Raw genomic sequence first — 14,478 nt, forward strand, 5'->3', positions numbered from 1 at the left:
GCCTGCGCGGCTAGCCGTGCTGTCGAAGCGCTTTTTCCAGCGCCGCCAGCCTGCCCGGCTGCAGTGCCTCTTCTACCGCCGTGATGCGAATCACGTTGGCCAGTTGCGGGTGCGCAAGGCGGGCCACCAGCACGCCATCGTCCAGCAGCTCCTGATGCACGGTGGCGGCCAGCTCGGCGCTGGATAGGCGGATGCCGACGAAGTTGGTGGCGCTGGGCAGCACGTCTGCCCCCAGCGCCGTGAAGTGCAGCGCCAGCTGTTCACGGCGCGCTTTGACATCCGCAATATGCTGCTGCACTTCCTCGGGGTGGTCGAGCACGACCTCGGCGGCGGCCTGGGTGAAGGAAGAGACCGCGTAGTGAATACGCACTTTCATCATCATCGCCAGCACGTCGGGCTCGGCAATTGCGTAGCCAATCCGCATGCCCGCCAGGCCATGGGCTTTGGAGAGCGTGCGCAGGCGAATCACCCCCGGCAGCGCCTGGCCCAGAAACTCACTTCCCGCATCGTCACGAAAATCCCCGTAGGCCTCATCCAGCAGCAGCCAGCAGTCGTTGGGGAGCGCCTGGCGAAACTTGAGAATGGCGCTATCGCTGTGCAGGTGGCCGCTGGGGTTGTCCGGGTTGGCCAGGTACACCAGCCGCGCTTGCTCCTGATGGGCCGCTGCCGCCAGCGCTTCCAGATCGGGGGCGAGCACGCCAGGCGCTTCATGGTAGCTGGGCTCGACCAACCGGCAGCCCTGGCCCTGGGCAAAATACCCGAAGGTGGGGTAGGTGCCTGCGGTGCTCACCACGGTCTCGCCCACGGTGCAGGTGGTGCGCAGTGCCAGGGCGATCAGGCTGTCGGCACCGGCGTCCACCAGCAGGTGGTCAAGGGGAATGTCTTGCTGGGCGCTGATGCGCTGGCGAACGCCCAGTGCTTCGGCATCGCCATAGCAATACACGTGTTGTGCCACGGCATCACCGAAGTGTTCCCGCAGCGCGCGGTGGGGCATGTCCAGCCCCTCGTTGGAGCCCAGGCGGTGAGGGATCTCACGGCCGAGCCGCCGCTCCAGCACCTTGATGCCGGGGAAAGGGTTCACGGGGCCAACGCCCGTCAGGTGGTCGGGGTAGCGGGGCATAATCAGGTCCTGATCAGTTCAATGTTCAACGCAATATTTTGCCACGGTTCAGCAGCTTATGAGGGTCGAGTGCCTGCTTGAGGGTGTGCATCAGCGCAACTTCCTCTGCCGAGCGGCAGGTCTCCAGCCATGGGCGCTTTTCCAGGCCGATCCCATGTTCGGCAGACACCGAGCCGCCCAGCGCCGCCAGGGGTTGATACACCAGGGTCTCGACCTCCCGGCGTACCGCCAATTCATGACTGCCCACGCACACCGAAATATGCAGGTTGCCATCGCCCAGGTGGCCAAAGACCACGAGCCGGGCATCGGGCCAGCGCTGGGTCAGCTGGTGCTCCAGGGCATCGGTGTAGCGCTGCATATCGGCAATCGGCAGGCTGACATCGAACGTCAATACCGGGGTCATGGCCTGGACCAGGCCTTCGATGTCTTCACGAATGGCCCACAGGCCGTCTCGCTGGGCCGCTGACTGAGCCAGCACCGCATCGACGATCAGCTCGTTCTCTAGCGCGCTCTCCAGGGCCTCTCGGAACTGGGTCGTATTGCGCTCGGCATCGCTACCCAGGGATTCGATGATGACATAAAACGGATGGCTGGTGGCAATGGGGGGCGTGTGGCGTCCCGAGGTTTCCGTCAGCAGGCGGTAATGGTTCTGCCACATGACCTCGAAAGCCCCCAGGCTACCGCCCAGCGCCTTGCCCATGTGGCGGAGCAGGGCCGTCAAGGCCTCGAACGAGGGGCAGGCCACCAGCGCGGTTTGTTCGCTGGGCGTGGGCGGCTGCAAGCGCAGCACCGCGCGGGTCACGATGCCCAGCGTGCCTTCACTGCCAATGAACAGCTGCTTGAGATCGAACCCGGCATTGTTTTTCAGCATGCGGTTCATGGAGCTCACGATACGGCCATCGGCCATCACGGCTTCCAGCCCCAGCACCTGCTGGCGCATCATGCCATAGCGGATCACCCGCACGCCCCCGGCGTTGGTGGCGATATTACCGCCAATCGTGCAACTGCCCCGGGCGCCCAAATCCAGCGGGAACTGCAAGCCCGCGTCGCTGGCGGCTTCTTGTACCCGCTGCAAAGGGGCACCGGCCTGGACGGTCAGCGTACCGCCAACGTGGTCGATCTCTTCGATGGCGGTCATGCGCTCCAGTGAAATCACCAGCTCCTCTTCGCTGGCGTCGGCGCCATGCACCAGCCCGGTCAGCCCGCCGTGGGTCACCACCGGCTGCCGGACCTCGTGGCAAGCGCGCATCACCTCGGCCAACGCTTGGGTGCTGGCCGGGCGCACGATGGCACCGGCAAGGCAGGGAGCGCCGGTCATCCAGTCGACGCGGCGGCTACGCACATCGTCTCCGGTGAGTACGTGCGCGGGGCCGACGATGGCGCGAAGCGCCTCCAGGGTAATCTGCATGCCTGTTTCCTTACGTGACGTTCCATTGTTGTGTGAAGACAGTTGTTTGAAGACAGTTGTGTAAATAAAGACGTATGAATCAACACTCATGAACCAGCGTGTGACGCATCAAAGGCTAATCAGGCCGACGCGGCGGCAGGCGCTTCGCGCCCCGGAATCGCATCGAGCAGCGAACGGGTATAGGCCGCCTGGGGGGCCAGAAATATCTGCTCGGCGCTGCCTTGCTCGACGATGCGCCCATGCTGCATGACGACGATGCGATCACAAATCTGGGCGGCCACCCGCAAGTCGTGGGTGATGAACAGTAGTGACAGCGACAGCCGCTGTTTCAGCGATTCCAGCAGCTCCAGCACCTGCGCCTGAATGGAGACGTCCAGCGCAGAGACCGCCTCATCGGCCACGATCAATTCAGGGTTGAGCGCCAGCGCTCTGGCAATGCCGATGCGCTGGCGTTGGCCGCCTGAAAACTCATGGGGGAAACGCGTCACCGCACTGGCACCCAGCCCCACCAGCTCCAACAGCTCACCGGCCTGGCGGAGCGCGTCGGCCTTCGGAGTGCCGTTGGCCATGGGACCTTGGGCGATGGCCATGCCGACCCGGGTGCGCGGGTTCAAGGACGCATAAGGGTCCTGAAAAATCATCTGCACCCGGTGGCGCTCGCGGCGCAGCGCGCTGCCGCTCAACTGCGAAAAATTGACCCCATCCAGCAGCAGCTCGCCATTATCCGGGTGCTCCAGGCGCACCACGCAGCGGCCAAGGGTCGATTTGCCCGAGCCGGACTCGCCCACGATACCCACAGTCTCGCCTTTGGCCAGCGTCAGCGATACGTCATCCAGCGCGCGCACTTCCCGAGTGGCTTTGAACCAGCCCCCGCGTGAACGAAATACCTTGTTGAGCCCCTTGATCTCCAGCAGGGGCGCCGAGGCGGCGGGTGCCCGGTGCGGCGGAAGGGCGTTGCTGGGAATGGCGGCGATCAAGGCCTGGGTATACGCATCCTGGGGGTTCTCCAGCACATCCCGAGCATTGCCGATTTCGACGATGCGGCCATGGCGCATGACGCAGACACGGTTGGCGATTTCCGCCACTACGCCAAAGTCGTGGGTGATGAACATGACGGCCATGCCACGCCGCTGTTGCAGGTCACGAATCAGCGCCAGAATCTGCGCCTGGGTGGTCACATCCAGCGCCGTGGTGGGCTCATCGGCAATCAACAGCACCGGTTCGAGCGCCAGCGCCATGGCAATCATCACCCGCTGCCGCTGCCCGCCGGAAAGCTCGAAGGGGTAGGCGCTGATGGCCTTTTCTGGCTGCGGGATACCCACTTCCACCAGCAGTTCCAGCGCCCGCGCCTGGCGCTGCCGGGGGCTGAGCTGGCCATGGGCCTCGAACACTTCGGCAATCTGTGCGCCCACGCGCATCAAGGGGTTCAGTGCTGTCATTGGCTCCTGAAAGATCATGCCGATCTTCAGGCCGCGCAGCGTTCGGTGCTGCTTTTCGCTCAGGGCCAGCAGGTTCTGGCCTTCGAACGTGACGCTGCCCTGCACGGGGCGAACGCCCTTGGGCAGCAGGCCCATGACCGTGTTGGCGGCCATGGACTTGCCCGACCCGGACTCCCCGACCACGCACATGATCTCGCCACGGTTGACGCTATAGCTGACATTCTCCACCGCCAGCGGCCGGTCTGCGCCTTTGGGCAACGCCACGCTCAAGCCTTCGATCTGTAGTACGGCGGGCGCCTCGTCCTGGCCAGCGGGTTGCACGACATCGTTCATGGCAGGCTCCTAACGCTCACGGGAAAGTTTGGGGTTCAGCGCATCGTCCAGCCCTTCACCGACCAAGTTGAGTGCCAGAACGGTCAGCAGAATGGCCACGCCAGGGAAGAAGCTCAGCCACCATGCCTGGCGAATCACGGTACGCGCGGCACCGATCATGTAGCCCCAGGACATGACGTTCGGGTCGCCAAGCCCCAGAAACGAGAGCGACGACTCCAGCAGAATCGCCGTGGCCACCATGAGCGAGGCCAGCACGATGATGGGCGAGAGCGTATTGGGCAGGATCTGGCGCAGGATGATGGTGGTATTGGACTGGCCGACCAGCCGAGCGGCCTCGACGTACTCCCGGTGGCGCAGCGACATGAACTCTGCCCGCACCAGGCGGGCCACGGGCGGCCAGCTCACCAGGGCAATGGCCAGCACGATGGAGGTCACGCTGGGCTGCATGATGGCCACCAGCACGATGGCCAGGGCAAAGTTGGGGATGGTCTGAAAAAACTCGGTGATGCGCATCAGCACGTCATCGATCCAGCCACCGTAATACCCGGCAATGGCCCCCAGCGGCACGCCAATCAGCAGCGCCACGCTGGTGGACACCAAGCCAATCAGCAACGATACCCAGGCGCCATGCATCAGGCCCGCCGCCACATTGCGGCCCATGGTGTCGGTGCCCAGGGGAAACCCCTCCTGCGAGAACGGCGGCAGGAAGGGGCGCTGCACCATGCGCCAGGGCGATTCGGGAAACAGCAGCGGGGCAAGAAGGGCCATGGCGATGATCACCAGCAGGATGACCAGCCCCACCAGCGCCCCGCGGTTCTGGGCGAAACGTGCAAAAAAGCTCATGAGGCCCCCTTGATGCGTGGGTCTGCCAGGCGATACACCAGATCGGTGAGAATGTTGAACACGATCACCAGCGCCGCAGAGAAGAAGAAAATACCCAGCAAGAGGTTGTAGTCACGCTGTTGCAGCGCTTCGAACATCAGCCTGCCGATGCCGGGCCAGGCGAACACGGTTTCGGTGAGGATCGCGCCGCCCACCATTTGCCCGGCCTGCAGGCCCGCCAGCGTGATGATGGGAAGCAGAGCGTTGCGCAGCACATGGCGGCGCTGGATGACGCCCGGCTTGAGCCCCTTGGCCCGGGCCGTTTTGACATAGTCCTGCTGAGCGGCATCCAGCATGGAGGTGCGCGTCATGCGGGTGTAAATCGCCATGAAAAAGAGCGCCAGGGTCGTGGCAGGCAGCACCAGGTGTTTCGCCACGTCCAGCGCCAGGGCCAGCCCGGTATGGCCAGCGCCCACGGTGTACAACCCATAGGCAGGCAGCCAGCCCAGGTACACCGAGAACACCACCACGGACATCAGCGCCACCCAGAACAGCGGCGTTGCGTAGAACACCAGTGCCAGCGCCATGATCAGCGAGCCCGATGGCTTCTTGGCTCTGGCCGCCGCCATGGAACCGGCAATGATGCCCAGCACCAGCGAGAGCACAAAGGCGGTACCGGTGAGCAGCAGCGTGGCGGGCAAGCGCGCCATGATCAGGTCGAAGACGGGCGTGCCCAGCCGGTAGGAGTAGCCAAAATCCAGCATGGCAATGCCAGAGACGTAGCGCCATAGCTGCACGTAGATAGGCTGGTCGAGGCCGAAGCGCACGCGCAGCTGGTCGAGAAACTCCTGGTCGGCGGCACCGGCTTCCCCGGCCAGAATGGCCGCCGGGTCGCCGGGGGCCATCTGAATCAGGAAGAAGTTGAAGATCACGATCAAAAAAAGGACGATCACGGCTTTGAACAGCCGCATGACGATCAAGCGGGCATATAACATGAGCATATTCCTGACATAGCTGAAACACCCGGGTCGCCATGGCGGCCCGGGTGGCACCTACCTAGCGGTCCAGCCAGGCATCCTTGAAGCCATCGTTCACGCCGACCCCTGAGGTCACCAGGTCCTGAACATCACAGCGGTAAAGGGTGGGGAAGCCAAGCTCCATCAGCCAGCCAACCGGAACATCCTCATGCAGAATTTCCTGCACTTCACGGTAGAGGGCTTCGCGCTCCTCATCAGGAAACGCCGTGGCGGCGGCATTGAACAGCTCATCTACCCGCTCGTTCTCATAACCCTGAACGTTATTCCAGGGGGAGCCCTTGGCGATGTTGTCAGACAGATAGGTACGTGAAATGCCCAGCGCAGGGTCGCCGTACTGGAAAAGATAGGTAAAGGCCAGGTCGTAATCCCAGTCACCCAGGCGCTGGTTCCAGCCGCCCACGTCGGTGGCCTGGGTGCGGACGTTGATGCCTACTTCACGCAAGTTCTGCTGCACGGCTTCTGCCCAGCGGGTCCAGGTCTCGCCGTAAGGCAGCGGCAGAATGGTGATCTCTTCGCCGTCGTACTCCATTTCTGCCAGCAGCTCCCGAGCGCGCTCGGGGTTGTGGTCGTAGGGCTCCAGGCCGTCATACTGGAAGCTGGCATTCGAACCAAAGGCCGACAGCGGTACATTGCCCAGCCCATTCCAGAGCACGTCGCGGGCAAATTCGCGGTCCATGGCGTACATCACGGCCTGGCGGAAGCGCTTGTCGGCGGTGGGGCCTTCCCGGTTGTTCATCCACAGCATGGCAAAGGGGCTGAAATACTCATGGCCCTGTTCGGTCATGCAGACGTTATCCATGGCCGAAAGGCGCGGAATATCGAAGTTTTCCACGGTGCCGCTGGGCAGGACATCGATGGTGCCATTCTCGAAGGCCACAGCCCGAGAGCCGCCATCGGGAATCACGTGCCAGTTGACCCCATCCAGGTAAGGCAGGCCCTCTTCGTAGTAGTCGTCGTTTCTGACCAGCTCGATGACCGTGCCACGCTCCCAGTTGGCGAACTTGAACGGCCCCGTGCCAATCGGGTGGTCATTGTGCTCGTTATTGCGGAAGTCGGTGCCTTCGTACAAGTGCCTGGGCACCATGGTGAAGGTGCCCGCCTCGAACGAGATCAGGAAGGGGCCGAAGGGCTCGGTCAGGGTAAACACCACCGTGTGGTCGTCGCTGGCCTCGATGCTTTCCACATGCTGTAACACGGCCCGTGCGCTGGGGTTCAACTCACGGTGGAAAACATCGGCAGAAAACACCACGTCGTCGGCGGTGAAGGGCTCTCCATCGTGCCAGGTGACGTTATCGCGCAAATGGAACGTATAGACCCGGCCATCGTCGCTGACCTCCCAGGACTCGGCCAACTGGGGCGTGGGCTCCAGGTCGGTGGTGTAGCGCAGCAGGCCTTCATAGATATTGCCCGCCACGGTACGCGTGGGGGCGTTCTGAATCATGCCCAGTACCAGCCCCGGCGGCTCGGGTTGAATGATGGTGTTGACCGTTCCACCGGATTGCGGGTCTGCGGCCAGCACGGATGTGGAACCCAGCGCAAGCGTGACGGCAGAGAGTGCCAAAGCCAAAGGTGTTTTCATGTTTCCTGCTCCTCGGTTTATTGGTACGTAAAAGCTTTACGTCGTCGTTAGTCGAGCGAGGCGTGACGTGTCTGGGCCTGATTGTGGTGTTTTTTGGCGGCCCTTTTTGACCATAGCAGCGGCTGGTAAAACTGTCGACAGTCGTCAATCGTCCGTCGACAAGTGCGGTTTTTTTGTCATACTCAAGCCATGTCATGGCGACCAAGAGTAAACTTTATGGCCCCTTTGCCAACGGCGCCGCAGGCGGTTATCCAGCAGCACAATCTGGTCGAGCAGGTGGCGGACTACCTGACCCAAGCAATTATTCAGCAACACTTTTTACCCGGCGAACGGCTTTCTGAAGTGCAGCTTTCTCGTGCGCTGGGGGTGAGCCGTGCGCCGGTCCGTGAAGCAGCGCGCTTGCTGGAGAGCCGCGGTTTGCTGATTTCGAAGCCGCGCAAGGGCTTCTTCGTACGTGCGTTGAATACCGTTGAACTGGAGGATGTCTTCGACCTGCGGCTGTGCATGGAGCGGCACGCCATTCAGCGCCTGTGCGAGCGTTACACGCCCGAGGCCGAACAGGCCTTGAAGCAGCAGGTAGCCGTGCTGTGCGAGGCTGCCGCCGGAAACGACGGCACGCGCCGCATCGAAGAAGACCTGACGTTCCACCGCCTGATGCTGCACTACGCAGGCAACGAGCGTCTGCTGCGGGCCTTCGATGACCTGGCCCATGAATTACGCCTCTGCATCGCGCTGATCACCAAAACCCATGAAGCCCCCGAGACCATCGCCACCAGCCATTTCAAGTTGCTCGACGCCCTGGCCACGGGCCGCCCGGAAGCCTGCCGCGAGGCCATCGATTTTCATATCGGAGTGGCCAGAGACTTCGTGGTGAAGGGGGTGGGCGAGAGTGAGAGCGAAAGCGAGAATGGAGACCCGGCCAATGAAGACCTTCTTTCACGCTGAACAGCGCCGGCACCATCCGCGCACCTACTTCTCGCGGGGCAAGATGCGCGCCCCGCAGGAAGTACCCGAACGCGCCACGGCGCTGCTGTCGGCCGTGCACCGGCTGGGGTTTGATGTGCAGGCTCCCATCGACCACGGCGTCGCGCCGTTGAGGGCCGTGCACTCGCTGGCCTACCTGCGTTTTCTGGAAAGTGCTTATCGGCGCTGGCATGCGCTGGACGAAGACTGGGGGGACGAAGTGATCTCCAACATCTTCGTGCGCTCGCCCAACGCCCTGCGCGGTATCCTGGCCGAAGCGGCACGTTACCTGGCCGATGGCAGCGCGCCAGTGGGCCAGCACACCTGGCACTCGGCGTACTGGTCGGCGCAAAGTGCCGTGTCCGGGGCGGAGGCGTTATTGGCTGGGGAGCGCTTCGCGTATGCTCTGTCACGCCCGCCAGGCCACCATGCGGGCATCGACTCCGCCGGTGGTTTCTGCTTTCTCAACAATGCCGCCATTGCTGCCCAGCATCTCACCGCGCGGTTTCCGCGCATCGTCGTGCTCGACCCGGATATGCACCACGGTCAGGGCATACAGGAGATCTTCTACCAGCGCGACGATGTGCTCTATATCTCCATCCATGGCGATACCACCAACTTCTACCCGGCGGTTTCCGGCTTCGAAGAGGAGCGCGGGGAAGGGGCCGGGCTGGGCTACAACCTCAACCTGCCCATGCCCCACGGCTCGGCAGAAGCGGTGTTTTTCGACCGCCTGGCCCAAGCCTGCCAGGCCATTCGCCTGTTCGAGCCCGATGCGCTGGTGCTGGCGCTGGGGTTCGATATTCATGAGCGCGACCCTCAGGCCAAAGTAGCGGTATCGACACCCGGTTTTGGCGAGTTGGGACGCACCATCGCAAGCCTCGATGTGCCCACCCTGGTGGTACAGGAAGGCGGCTACTACCTGGAAGGGCTGGAAGCCAACGCGGTGAGCTTTTTTGAAGGATTGCTGGGAGCGAAAGAAAGAAGGGAGAACGATTAAGCCAGTATTTCCAACCCCTTTTCGGCCACCAGGTTTAGCAGCTTGAGCGAAGGACCATTGGGTTTTTTCTGGCCTTGTTCCCACTTCTGGATGGTAGACACGCTAGTGTTCAGGTATGCGGCGAACACGCCTTGGCTGGCGTGATTCCTGGTGCGGATCTGCTTGATCTGTATGGCTGTATACTCTTTGACAGGCGGCAGACAGAGCGCATCGAACTCACGCAGCGTGGTGTCTTTCATCACACCCGCCGTGTGCAGGTCTTGAGCCGTTTCATGCACCATATCCAGAATTGATTTATCCATCGTTTTTAACCTCGATCAATGCGCCATACCTGATGGCTTCGGTCAATGCCGTGTCATTATAATTCTTATCATCCATGTGTGGCACTCGGTGCTATATATGACTTGCCCTTTTTGAACCGCGTAGCTGCTTTGGTCTGTGTCTGGCAAGATAGCGTTTTCGGACGTTAAACGATCAAGGACACGGCATGGCGCATCTGCTACGCATCGTGATGATTCACGGCCACCTGAACGGCGTGGTCGAACTCAGTGTGGACGGCCACACCAATATTTGCGGCACCAACGCGTCGGGTAAAACCACGCTCCAGCGGCTGGTGCCGGTGTTTTACGGCGAGCTGCCCAACAAGGTGGTGCCGAAAACCCGCATGAAATTCGATGCGTTCTATTTGCCCCATCGCAACAGCTACCTGGTATACGAATACCGCCGCGAAGCGGGCAACGTGTGCCAGGCGGTGCTGACCCGCAAGCAGGAAGGCGGCGTGGAGTATCGCTTCGTCGGCGCGCCTTACCGCCCGGAAGACTATCTGGTCGAGACCGAGCAGGGCCCGCTGGCGCTGGACTACACCCAGTGGGCCAGCGGGCTGCGCCGCAGCGGCACGCCGGTGTCGCCTAAACTGGGGGCCACCTCCGAGTTCCGCTCGGTGATCCAGAACGACTTTACCCAGCTCCACGGCAACAGCCGCGATGGCCTGAAGCTGCGCCAGATCGCTGCCCAGTTCAGCCTGGTCAATCCCGAGCGGCGCATTCGCCATATCGAAAAGCTGGTCTCGGCGGTGCACGCCAAAGAGGGCAAGATGGACACCCTCAAGACCATGCTGGCGGCGATTTTCGAAGAGGACGGTGTCGAGCTGCCGGTTACCCGCATTCGCAGTGCCAAGGCCCGCGAGTGGATTCACCAGATGCGCCAATCCATGCGCCTGGAGCCACTGCAGGCCGCGTTGGCCAAGCTCTCTGGCATCGACCGGGAACTGGCCGAGCTTGATACCACCCTGTGGCAACTCAAACCCCAGCTGGCCGCCGACCGCGAACAGGCCCAGCGGCAGGTCGCTGACCTGGAAGGTGAACTCAACCGCCACCAGCGGGAGTTTCAGGCCGAAGAGCAGGCCTACGGCGAACGGCGGGATGCGCTCAACGACCAGCACAGCGAAGTGGCAAGCCAGCTGCAGCACGCCCAGCACCGCCTCAACGACCTGCAAACCCGCTTCGAGCAGTACGCCGATGCCGACATGCCCGGCCTGGAGCGGGACATCAACGCGCTGCCCCAGTGGCGCGAACAGCGCGACCAGCTGCAGCAACACCTGCAAGTGATGCAGGACGCAGTCAAGGAAAGCCAGGCGCGCCTGGATGGCCGACTGCGCGAACTCTCCGAAAACCTCGCCCGCCAGACTCAAGAGAACCAGGAACTGATCGACGCGCTGGTGGAGGAGAAAGCCGAGCGCCGCGAGCAGCAGTGGCAAACCGAACAGCAGCATAACGAGCGCTACCAGCAGGCCCGCCAGCGGCTGGAGAGCGAGTATCAGGCCCAGCTGGAGCTAGGCGTCGAGCAGCTGGCCGAGCTGAAGGCTCAGCTGGCCATGCCCAGCCAAACCCGCGAAGAAGCCCAGGAGGCCGAGCTGGCCCAAGCGCGGCTGGACGACGCCCAGCAGGCCCGCAGTGCGGCCGGGGCCACCCTGGAAGCGCTTCGCCGCGAGCTGGAAGCCCACAAGCGCGAGCGCGACACCGCCGAACAGCATCTCGTGCAGTGCCGTCAGCAGCGGGAGCGCGCCGAGCAGCACTGCTACACGCTTTATCAGCAGCAGACCCCCGAACAGGGCAGCCTGCGCCACTTCCTGCGCTACCACCGCCCCGGCTGGGAACAGCAGCTCGGCAAGGTGATCGCCCCGGAACTGCTGGAGCGCCGCGACCTCGCCCCCCAACTGGCCGACCACGCCAGCGACGACCTGTTCGGGCTGGCGCTGGACCTTTCCGCCATCGCGCTGCCCGACTACGCCCAGGACGAAGCCAGCCTGCTGGCCGCCATCGAGGAAGCCGAGAGCACCAAGGCCCGAGCCCACACCGCCTGCACCGCCGCTGAAAAGGCCCTCAAGCAGCACAACGAGCGGGTACAGCAGGCCGATGACGCCCAGGACACCGCCCGCCTGGCCCACCAGCGCGCCGAGCAGGAGGTGGAGTACGCCCTGGAAGCGCGCCGCCAACAGCAGGCCCGCCACGCGGAGAGCCAGAAAGCCCGCCGTGCCCACATCGAAGCCGCCCTGGCCCGCCAGGAGCAGGCCCAAACCGAGCTGCGCGACGAGAAGCGCGACGCCCTGGCCGAGCTGGCTGAAACCCATCAAGGCCAACTGCTGGAACTCAAGGCCGATGCCCAAAGTCAGCTCGATAGCCTCGATGCCCAGCTACGCACCTACAAACAGCAGCTCAGCGATGCCAACGCCGAACACCAGCGCCAGCGCGCCGAGCTGGAAGAGGCCTTCAGCCAGGAGCTGGTCGAACAGGGCGTCGACCCCGCCCAGCTCAAGGCCACGCGAACCCGCCTGGAAGCGCAGAACGAGCGCATTCGCAAAACCGCCGCCCGCCAGGAGGAGCTGGCAGAGTACCAGCGCTTCATGCGCATCGAGTGGGGCCAGCACAAACCCCAACTGGTGGCGGAAGAGGCCGAGCTGGCCCAGCGCGACCAACAGCTCAAGCGCGACAAAGCGCATCTGAAAAACGCCTTCCACGCCGCCAGAGAGGCCCACCAGCAGGCGGTGAACGGCCTGAAGGCCCAGCGCGACAGCGCCCGTGGCACCCTGGAAGCCCTGACACCGCTGCTCAACCAGCTGGAAAGCCTGGAGCTGGTGGCCGAAGGCGCGCCGCTGGAAGCCAGCCTGGGCGATGTGGACGAGCGCATCGAGCGCACCCGCCAGGCCCTGGCCAGCCGCCACCAGCAGCTGGAGCAACTGCGCCGAGGCTGTCTGGACGTCGAAAGCCAACTGATCAAGGACGCCAGCAGCGGCTTTGCCGATGCCCTGCAAAGCGAGCGCGACAAGCTGCCCAGCGACAGCCCCCGGCTACTGCTGCCGCTGCTGCGCGGCATGCTCAAGCTGCTGGAAGACCAACAGCAGCAGCTGATTCAGGAAGGCCGCAACCTCAGCGATGACCTGGACAAGTTCTTCAGCGTCTTCCGCGACCTGAACCGGCGCATCAGCGCCCAGAGCCGTCGGCTTTCGGAGGAGGTCGCCGACGACCTGCGCCTGGAAGGCATCACCAAGGCGGAAGTGCGCATTCAATCCACCATCGACGAGCTGGGCTTCTGGGAACCGCTCAAGCTGTTCGCCCAGCGCTACAAGACGTGGCGGGAGTCCGGCCAGACGCTGCCCAGCGACGACTACCTCAACGCCCTGGCCGACGTGGTCGATTTGCTGCGCAGCGACCAGCAGTACAGCTTCGAAAGCCTGCTGCGCCTGGAGCTGCACCTGAACGAAGGCGGCACGGACCTGGTGATCAAGAACGACCGCCAGTTGCTGGAGTCCTCCAGCCACGGCATGGCGTATCTGATTCTGTGCAAGTTCCTGCTGGCGTTTACCCGCCTGCTGCGGGGCGATGCGCACATCGCCATCCACTGGCCCATCGATGAGATCGGCACCCTGGCCTACCACAACGTCGAAAAACTGTTCGATGCCTGCGACAGCAACCGCATCCATATCGTCGGGGCCTTCCCTAACCCGGAATCCGACGTGCTGCTGCTGTTCGCCAACCGCTACCTCATCGAACGGGACGCCCAGCAACAGCGCCAGCTCAAGCGTATCGAGCCGCGTCTCAGCGCGCTGGCGCAGAAAATCAAGCAGCGCCAACAGGAGGTGAGCGCATGATCGAACACGGCCCCCTGCTCGAACGCCTGCTGGCAGGCGACTTCATCTGCGCCGTCAGCGACGACAACGCCTACCGCCACCTGGCCAACGAAGAGACCCGCGAGGCCATCGACGCCTACCTGCGCCCGCTCAATCGGCGGCTGGCCAGCAACGAGGATGCCAGCGTCTACTTCCTGGCCTGGCGGCAGCTCAACGACACCGCACGGGAGCAGCTCTCCCGCCAGCTCGCCGACACCCTCAACAGCCTGCTGCCCATGCTGGAGTGGCTGCAACTGGTGCAGGAAGCGCTGGGCCGCGACGCCCTGGCCGCCCCTGGCGACGTGCTCAAGCCCGCCGAGTTCAGCGCCAAGTGCGAAGACAACCAGAGCCTGCGCGAGCGCCTGGAACGGCTGGCCACGGACAGCTTCTTTGGCTCCCAGAGCGACCAGCTGGATGCCCAGGTGAAGCAGATCTTCAAACGGCTGAAAGAGCACGGCTACCTGATGCAGCCCCACAGCGAACGCCAGGTGTTCGTGGTGACCGGCAAGATGGACTACCTCGTGGACGTGGTGCGCTTCATACGCGACGAAGAGAACCTGCCCATCGATGCCGACGAGGACACCGGCACGCAGGAGGCCCTGCTGTGAGTAG

Annotated in this window: 11 protein-coding genes; 4 read left to right on the plus strand and 7 right to left on the minus strand. The window is 63.4% G+C overall.

The window, feature by feature from the left end:
• Positions 1-10 precede the first annotated feature (10 nt).
• The 6 genes from IE091_RS02635 to IE091_RS02660 form a co-directional block, all read right to left on the minus strand.
• On the minus strand, positions 11-1,120 hold the full coding sequence (locus IE091_RS02635) for a pyridoxal phosphate-dependent aminotransferase (RefSeq protein WP_189462730.1): 1,110 nt from the start codon (positions 1,118-1,120) through the stop codon (positions 11-13).
• A 25-nt stretch (positions 1,121-1,145) separates the two neighbouring features.
• The gene (locus IE091_RS02640; protein ID WP_189462731.1) at positions 1,146-2,528 is read right to left on the minus strand and encodes an FAD-binding oxidoreductase; all 1,383 of its coding nucleotides are present in this window, start codon (positions 2,526-2,528) and stop codon (positions 1,146-1,148) included.
• Between the two features lie 119 nt (positions 2,529-2,647).
• Positions 2,648-4,300, minus strand: coding sequence for an ABC transporter ATP-binding protein (locus IE091_RS02645; RefSeq protein WP_189462732.1), 1,653 nt, complete (start codon positions 4,298-4,300; stop codon positions 2,648-2,650).
• A 9-nt stretch (positions 4,301-4,309) separates the two neighbouring features.
• On the minus strand, positions 4,310-5,143 hold the full coding sequence (locus tag IE091_RS02650) for an ABC transporter permease (RefSeq protein ID WP_016914894.1): 834 nt from the start codon (positions 5,141-5,143) through the stop codon (positions 4,310-4,312).
• On the minus strand, positions 5,140-6,117 hold the full coding sequence (locus IE091_RS02655; protein ID WP_081136550.1) for an ABC transporter permease: 978 nt from the start codon (positions 6,115-6,117) through the stop codon (positions 5,140-5,142). The genes IE091_RS02650 and IE091_RS02655 overlap by 4 nt, the downstream gene beginning before the upstream one ends.
• A gap of 61 nt (positions 6,118-6,178) precedes the next feature.
• Complete coding sequence (locus IE091_RS02660) at positions 6,179-7,738, minus strand: ABC transporter substrate-binding protein (RefSeq protein ID WP_189462733.1); 1,560 nt, start codon at positions 7,736-7,738, stop codon at positions 6,179-6,181.
• A 216-nt stretch (positions 7,739-7,954) separates the two neighbouring features.
• Between IE091_RS02660 and IE091_RS02665 the strand changes: the two genes are divergently transcribed.
• Both IE091_RS02665 and IE091_RS02670 read left to right on the plus strand, forming a co-directional pair.
• Positions 7,955-8,683, plus strand: a complete 729-nt coding sequence (locus tag IE091_RS02665) for a GntR family transcriptional regulator (protein WP_189462734.1) — start codon at positions 7,955-7,957, stop codon at positions 8,681-8,683.
• Complete coding sequence (locus IE091_RS02670) at positions 8,661-9,701, plus strand: histone deacetylase family protein (protein ID WP_189462735.1); 1,041 nt, start codon at positions 8,661-8,663, stop codon at positions 9,699-9,701. The genes IE091_RS02665 and IE091_RS02670 overlap by 23 nt, the downstream gene beginning before the upstream one ends.
• On the opposite strand, the gene IE091_RS02675 is transcribed toward IE091_RS02670, so the two are convergent.
• Entirely contained in the window at positions 9,698-10,003 is a 306-nt protein-coding gene (locus IE091_RS02675; RefSeq protein WP_039180230.1) for a helix-turn-helix domain-containing protein, read from the minus strand. The two genes, IE091_RS02670 and IE091_RS02675, sit on opposite strands and share 4 nt — an antisense overlap.
• Positions 10,004-10,188: 185 nt before the next feature.
• Here IE091_RS02675 and IE091_RS02680 point away from each other — a divergent pair, with 185 nt between their 5' ends.
• Together IE091_RS02680 and IE091_RS02685 are read left to right on the plus strand one after the other, a co-directional pair.
• Positions 10,189-13,848, plus strand: a complete 3,660-nt coding sequence (locus IE091_RS02680; RefSeq protein WP_189462736.1) for an ATP-binding protein — start codon at positions 10,189-10,191, stop codon at positions 13,846-13,848.
• A complete protein-coding gene (locus IE091_RS02685) occupies positions 13,845-14,474 on the plus strand; it encodes a condensin complex protein MksE (RefSeq protein ID WP_081136542.1) in 630 nt (209 codons plus the stop codon). The genes IE091_RS02680 and IE091_RS02685 overlap by 4 nt, the downstream gene beginning before the upstream one ends.
• Positions 14,475-14,478 lie beyond the last annotated feature (4 nt).

Source organism: Vreelandella hamiltonii (assembly GCF_014651775.1).
Classification (GTDB): domain Bacteria; phylum Pseudomonadota; class Gammaproteobacteria; order Pseudomonadales; family Halomonadaceae; genus Vreelandella; species Vreelandella hamiltonii.

What these genes read in the sequence shown, in the direction of transcription:
- IE091_RS02650 (WP_016914894.1), bottom strand. Translation starts at nt 5,143, where the DNA reads ATGAGCTTTTTTGCACGTTTCGCCCAGAACCGCGGGGCGCTGGTGGGG.
- IE091_RS02655 (WP_081136550.1), bottom strand. Translation starts at nt 6,117, where the DNA reads ATGTTATATGCCCGCTTGATCGTCATGCGGCTGTTCAAAGCCGTGATC.
- IE091_RS02665 (WP_189462734.1), top strand. Translation starts at nt 7,955, where the DNA reads ATGGCCCCTTTGCCAACGGCGCCGCAGGCGGTTATCCAGCAGCACAAT.
- IE091_RS02670 (WP_189462735.1), top strand. Translation starts at nt 8,661, where the DNA reads ATGAAGACCTTCTTTCACGCTGAACAGCGCCGGCACCATCCGCGCACC.
- IE091_RS02660 (WP_189462733.1), bottom strand. Translation starts at nt 7,738, where the DNA reads ATGAAAACACCTTTGGCTTTGGCACTCTCTGCCGTCACGCTTGCGCTG.
- IE091_RS02680 (WP_189462736.1), top strand. Translation starts at nt 10,189, where the DNA reads ATGGCGCATCTGCTACGCATCGTGATGATTCACGGCCACCTGAACGGC.
- IE091_RS02635 (WP_189462730.1), bottom strand. Translation starts at nt 1,120, where the DNA reads ATGCCCCGCTACCCCGACCACCTGACGGGCGTTGGCCCCGTGAACCCT.
- IE091_RS02685 (WP_081136542.1), top strand. Translation starts at nt 13,845, where the DNA reads ATGATCGAACACGGCCCCCTGCTCGAACGCCTGCTGGCAGGCGACTTC.
- IE091_RS02645 (WP_189462732.1), bottom strand. Translation starts at nt 4,300, where the DNA reads ATGAACGATGTCGTGCAACCCGCTGGCCAGGACGAGGCGCCCGCCGTA.
- IE091_RS02675 (WP_039180230.1), bottom strand. Translation starts at nt 10,003, where the DNA reads ATGGATAAATCAATTCTGGATATGGTGCATGAAACGGCTCAAGACCTG.
- IE091_RS02640 (WP_189462731.1), bottom strand. Translation starts at nt 2,528, where the DNA reads ATGCAGATTACCCTGGAGGCGCTTCGCGCCATCGTCGGCCCCGCGCAC.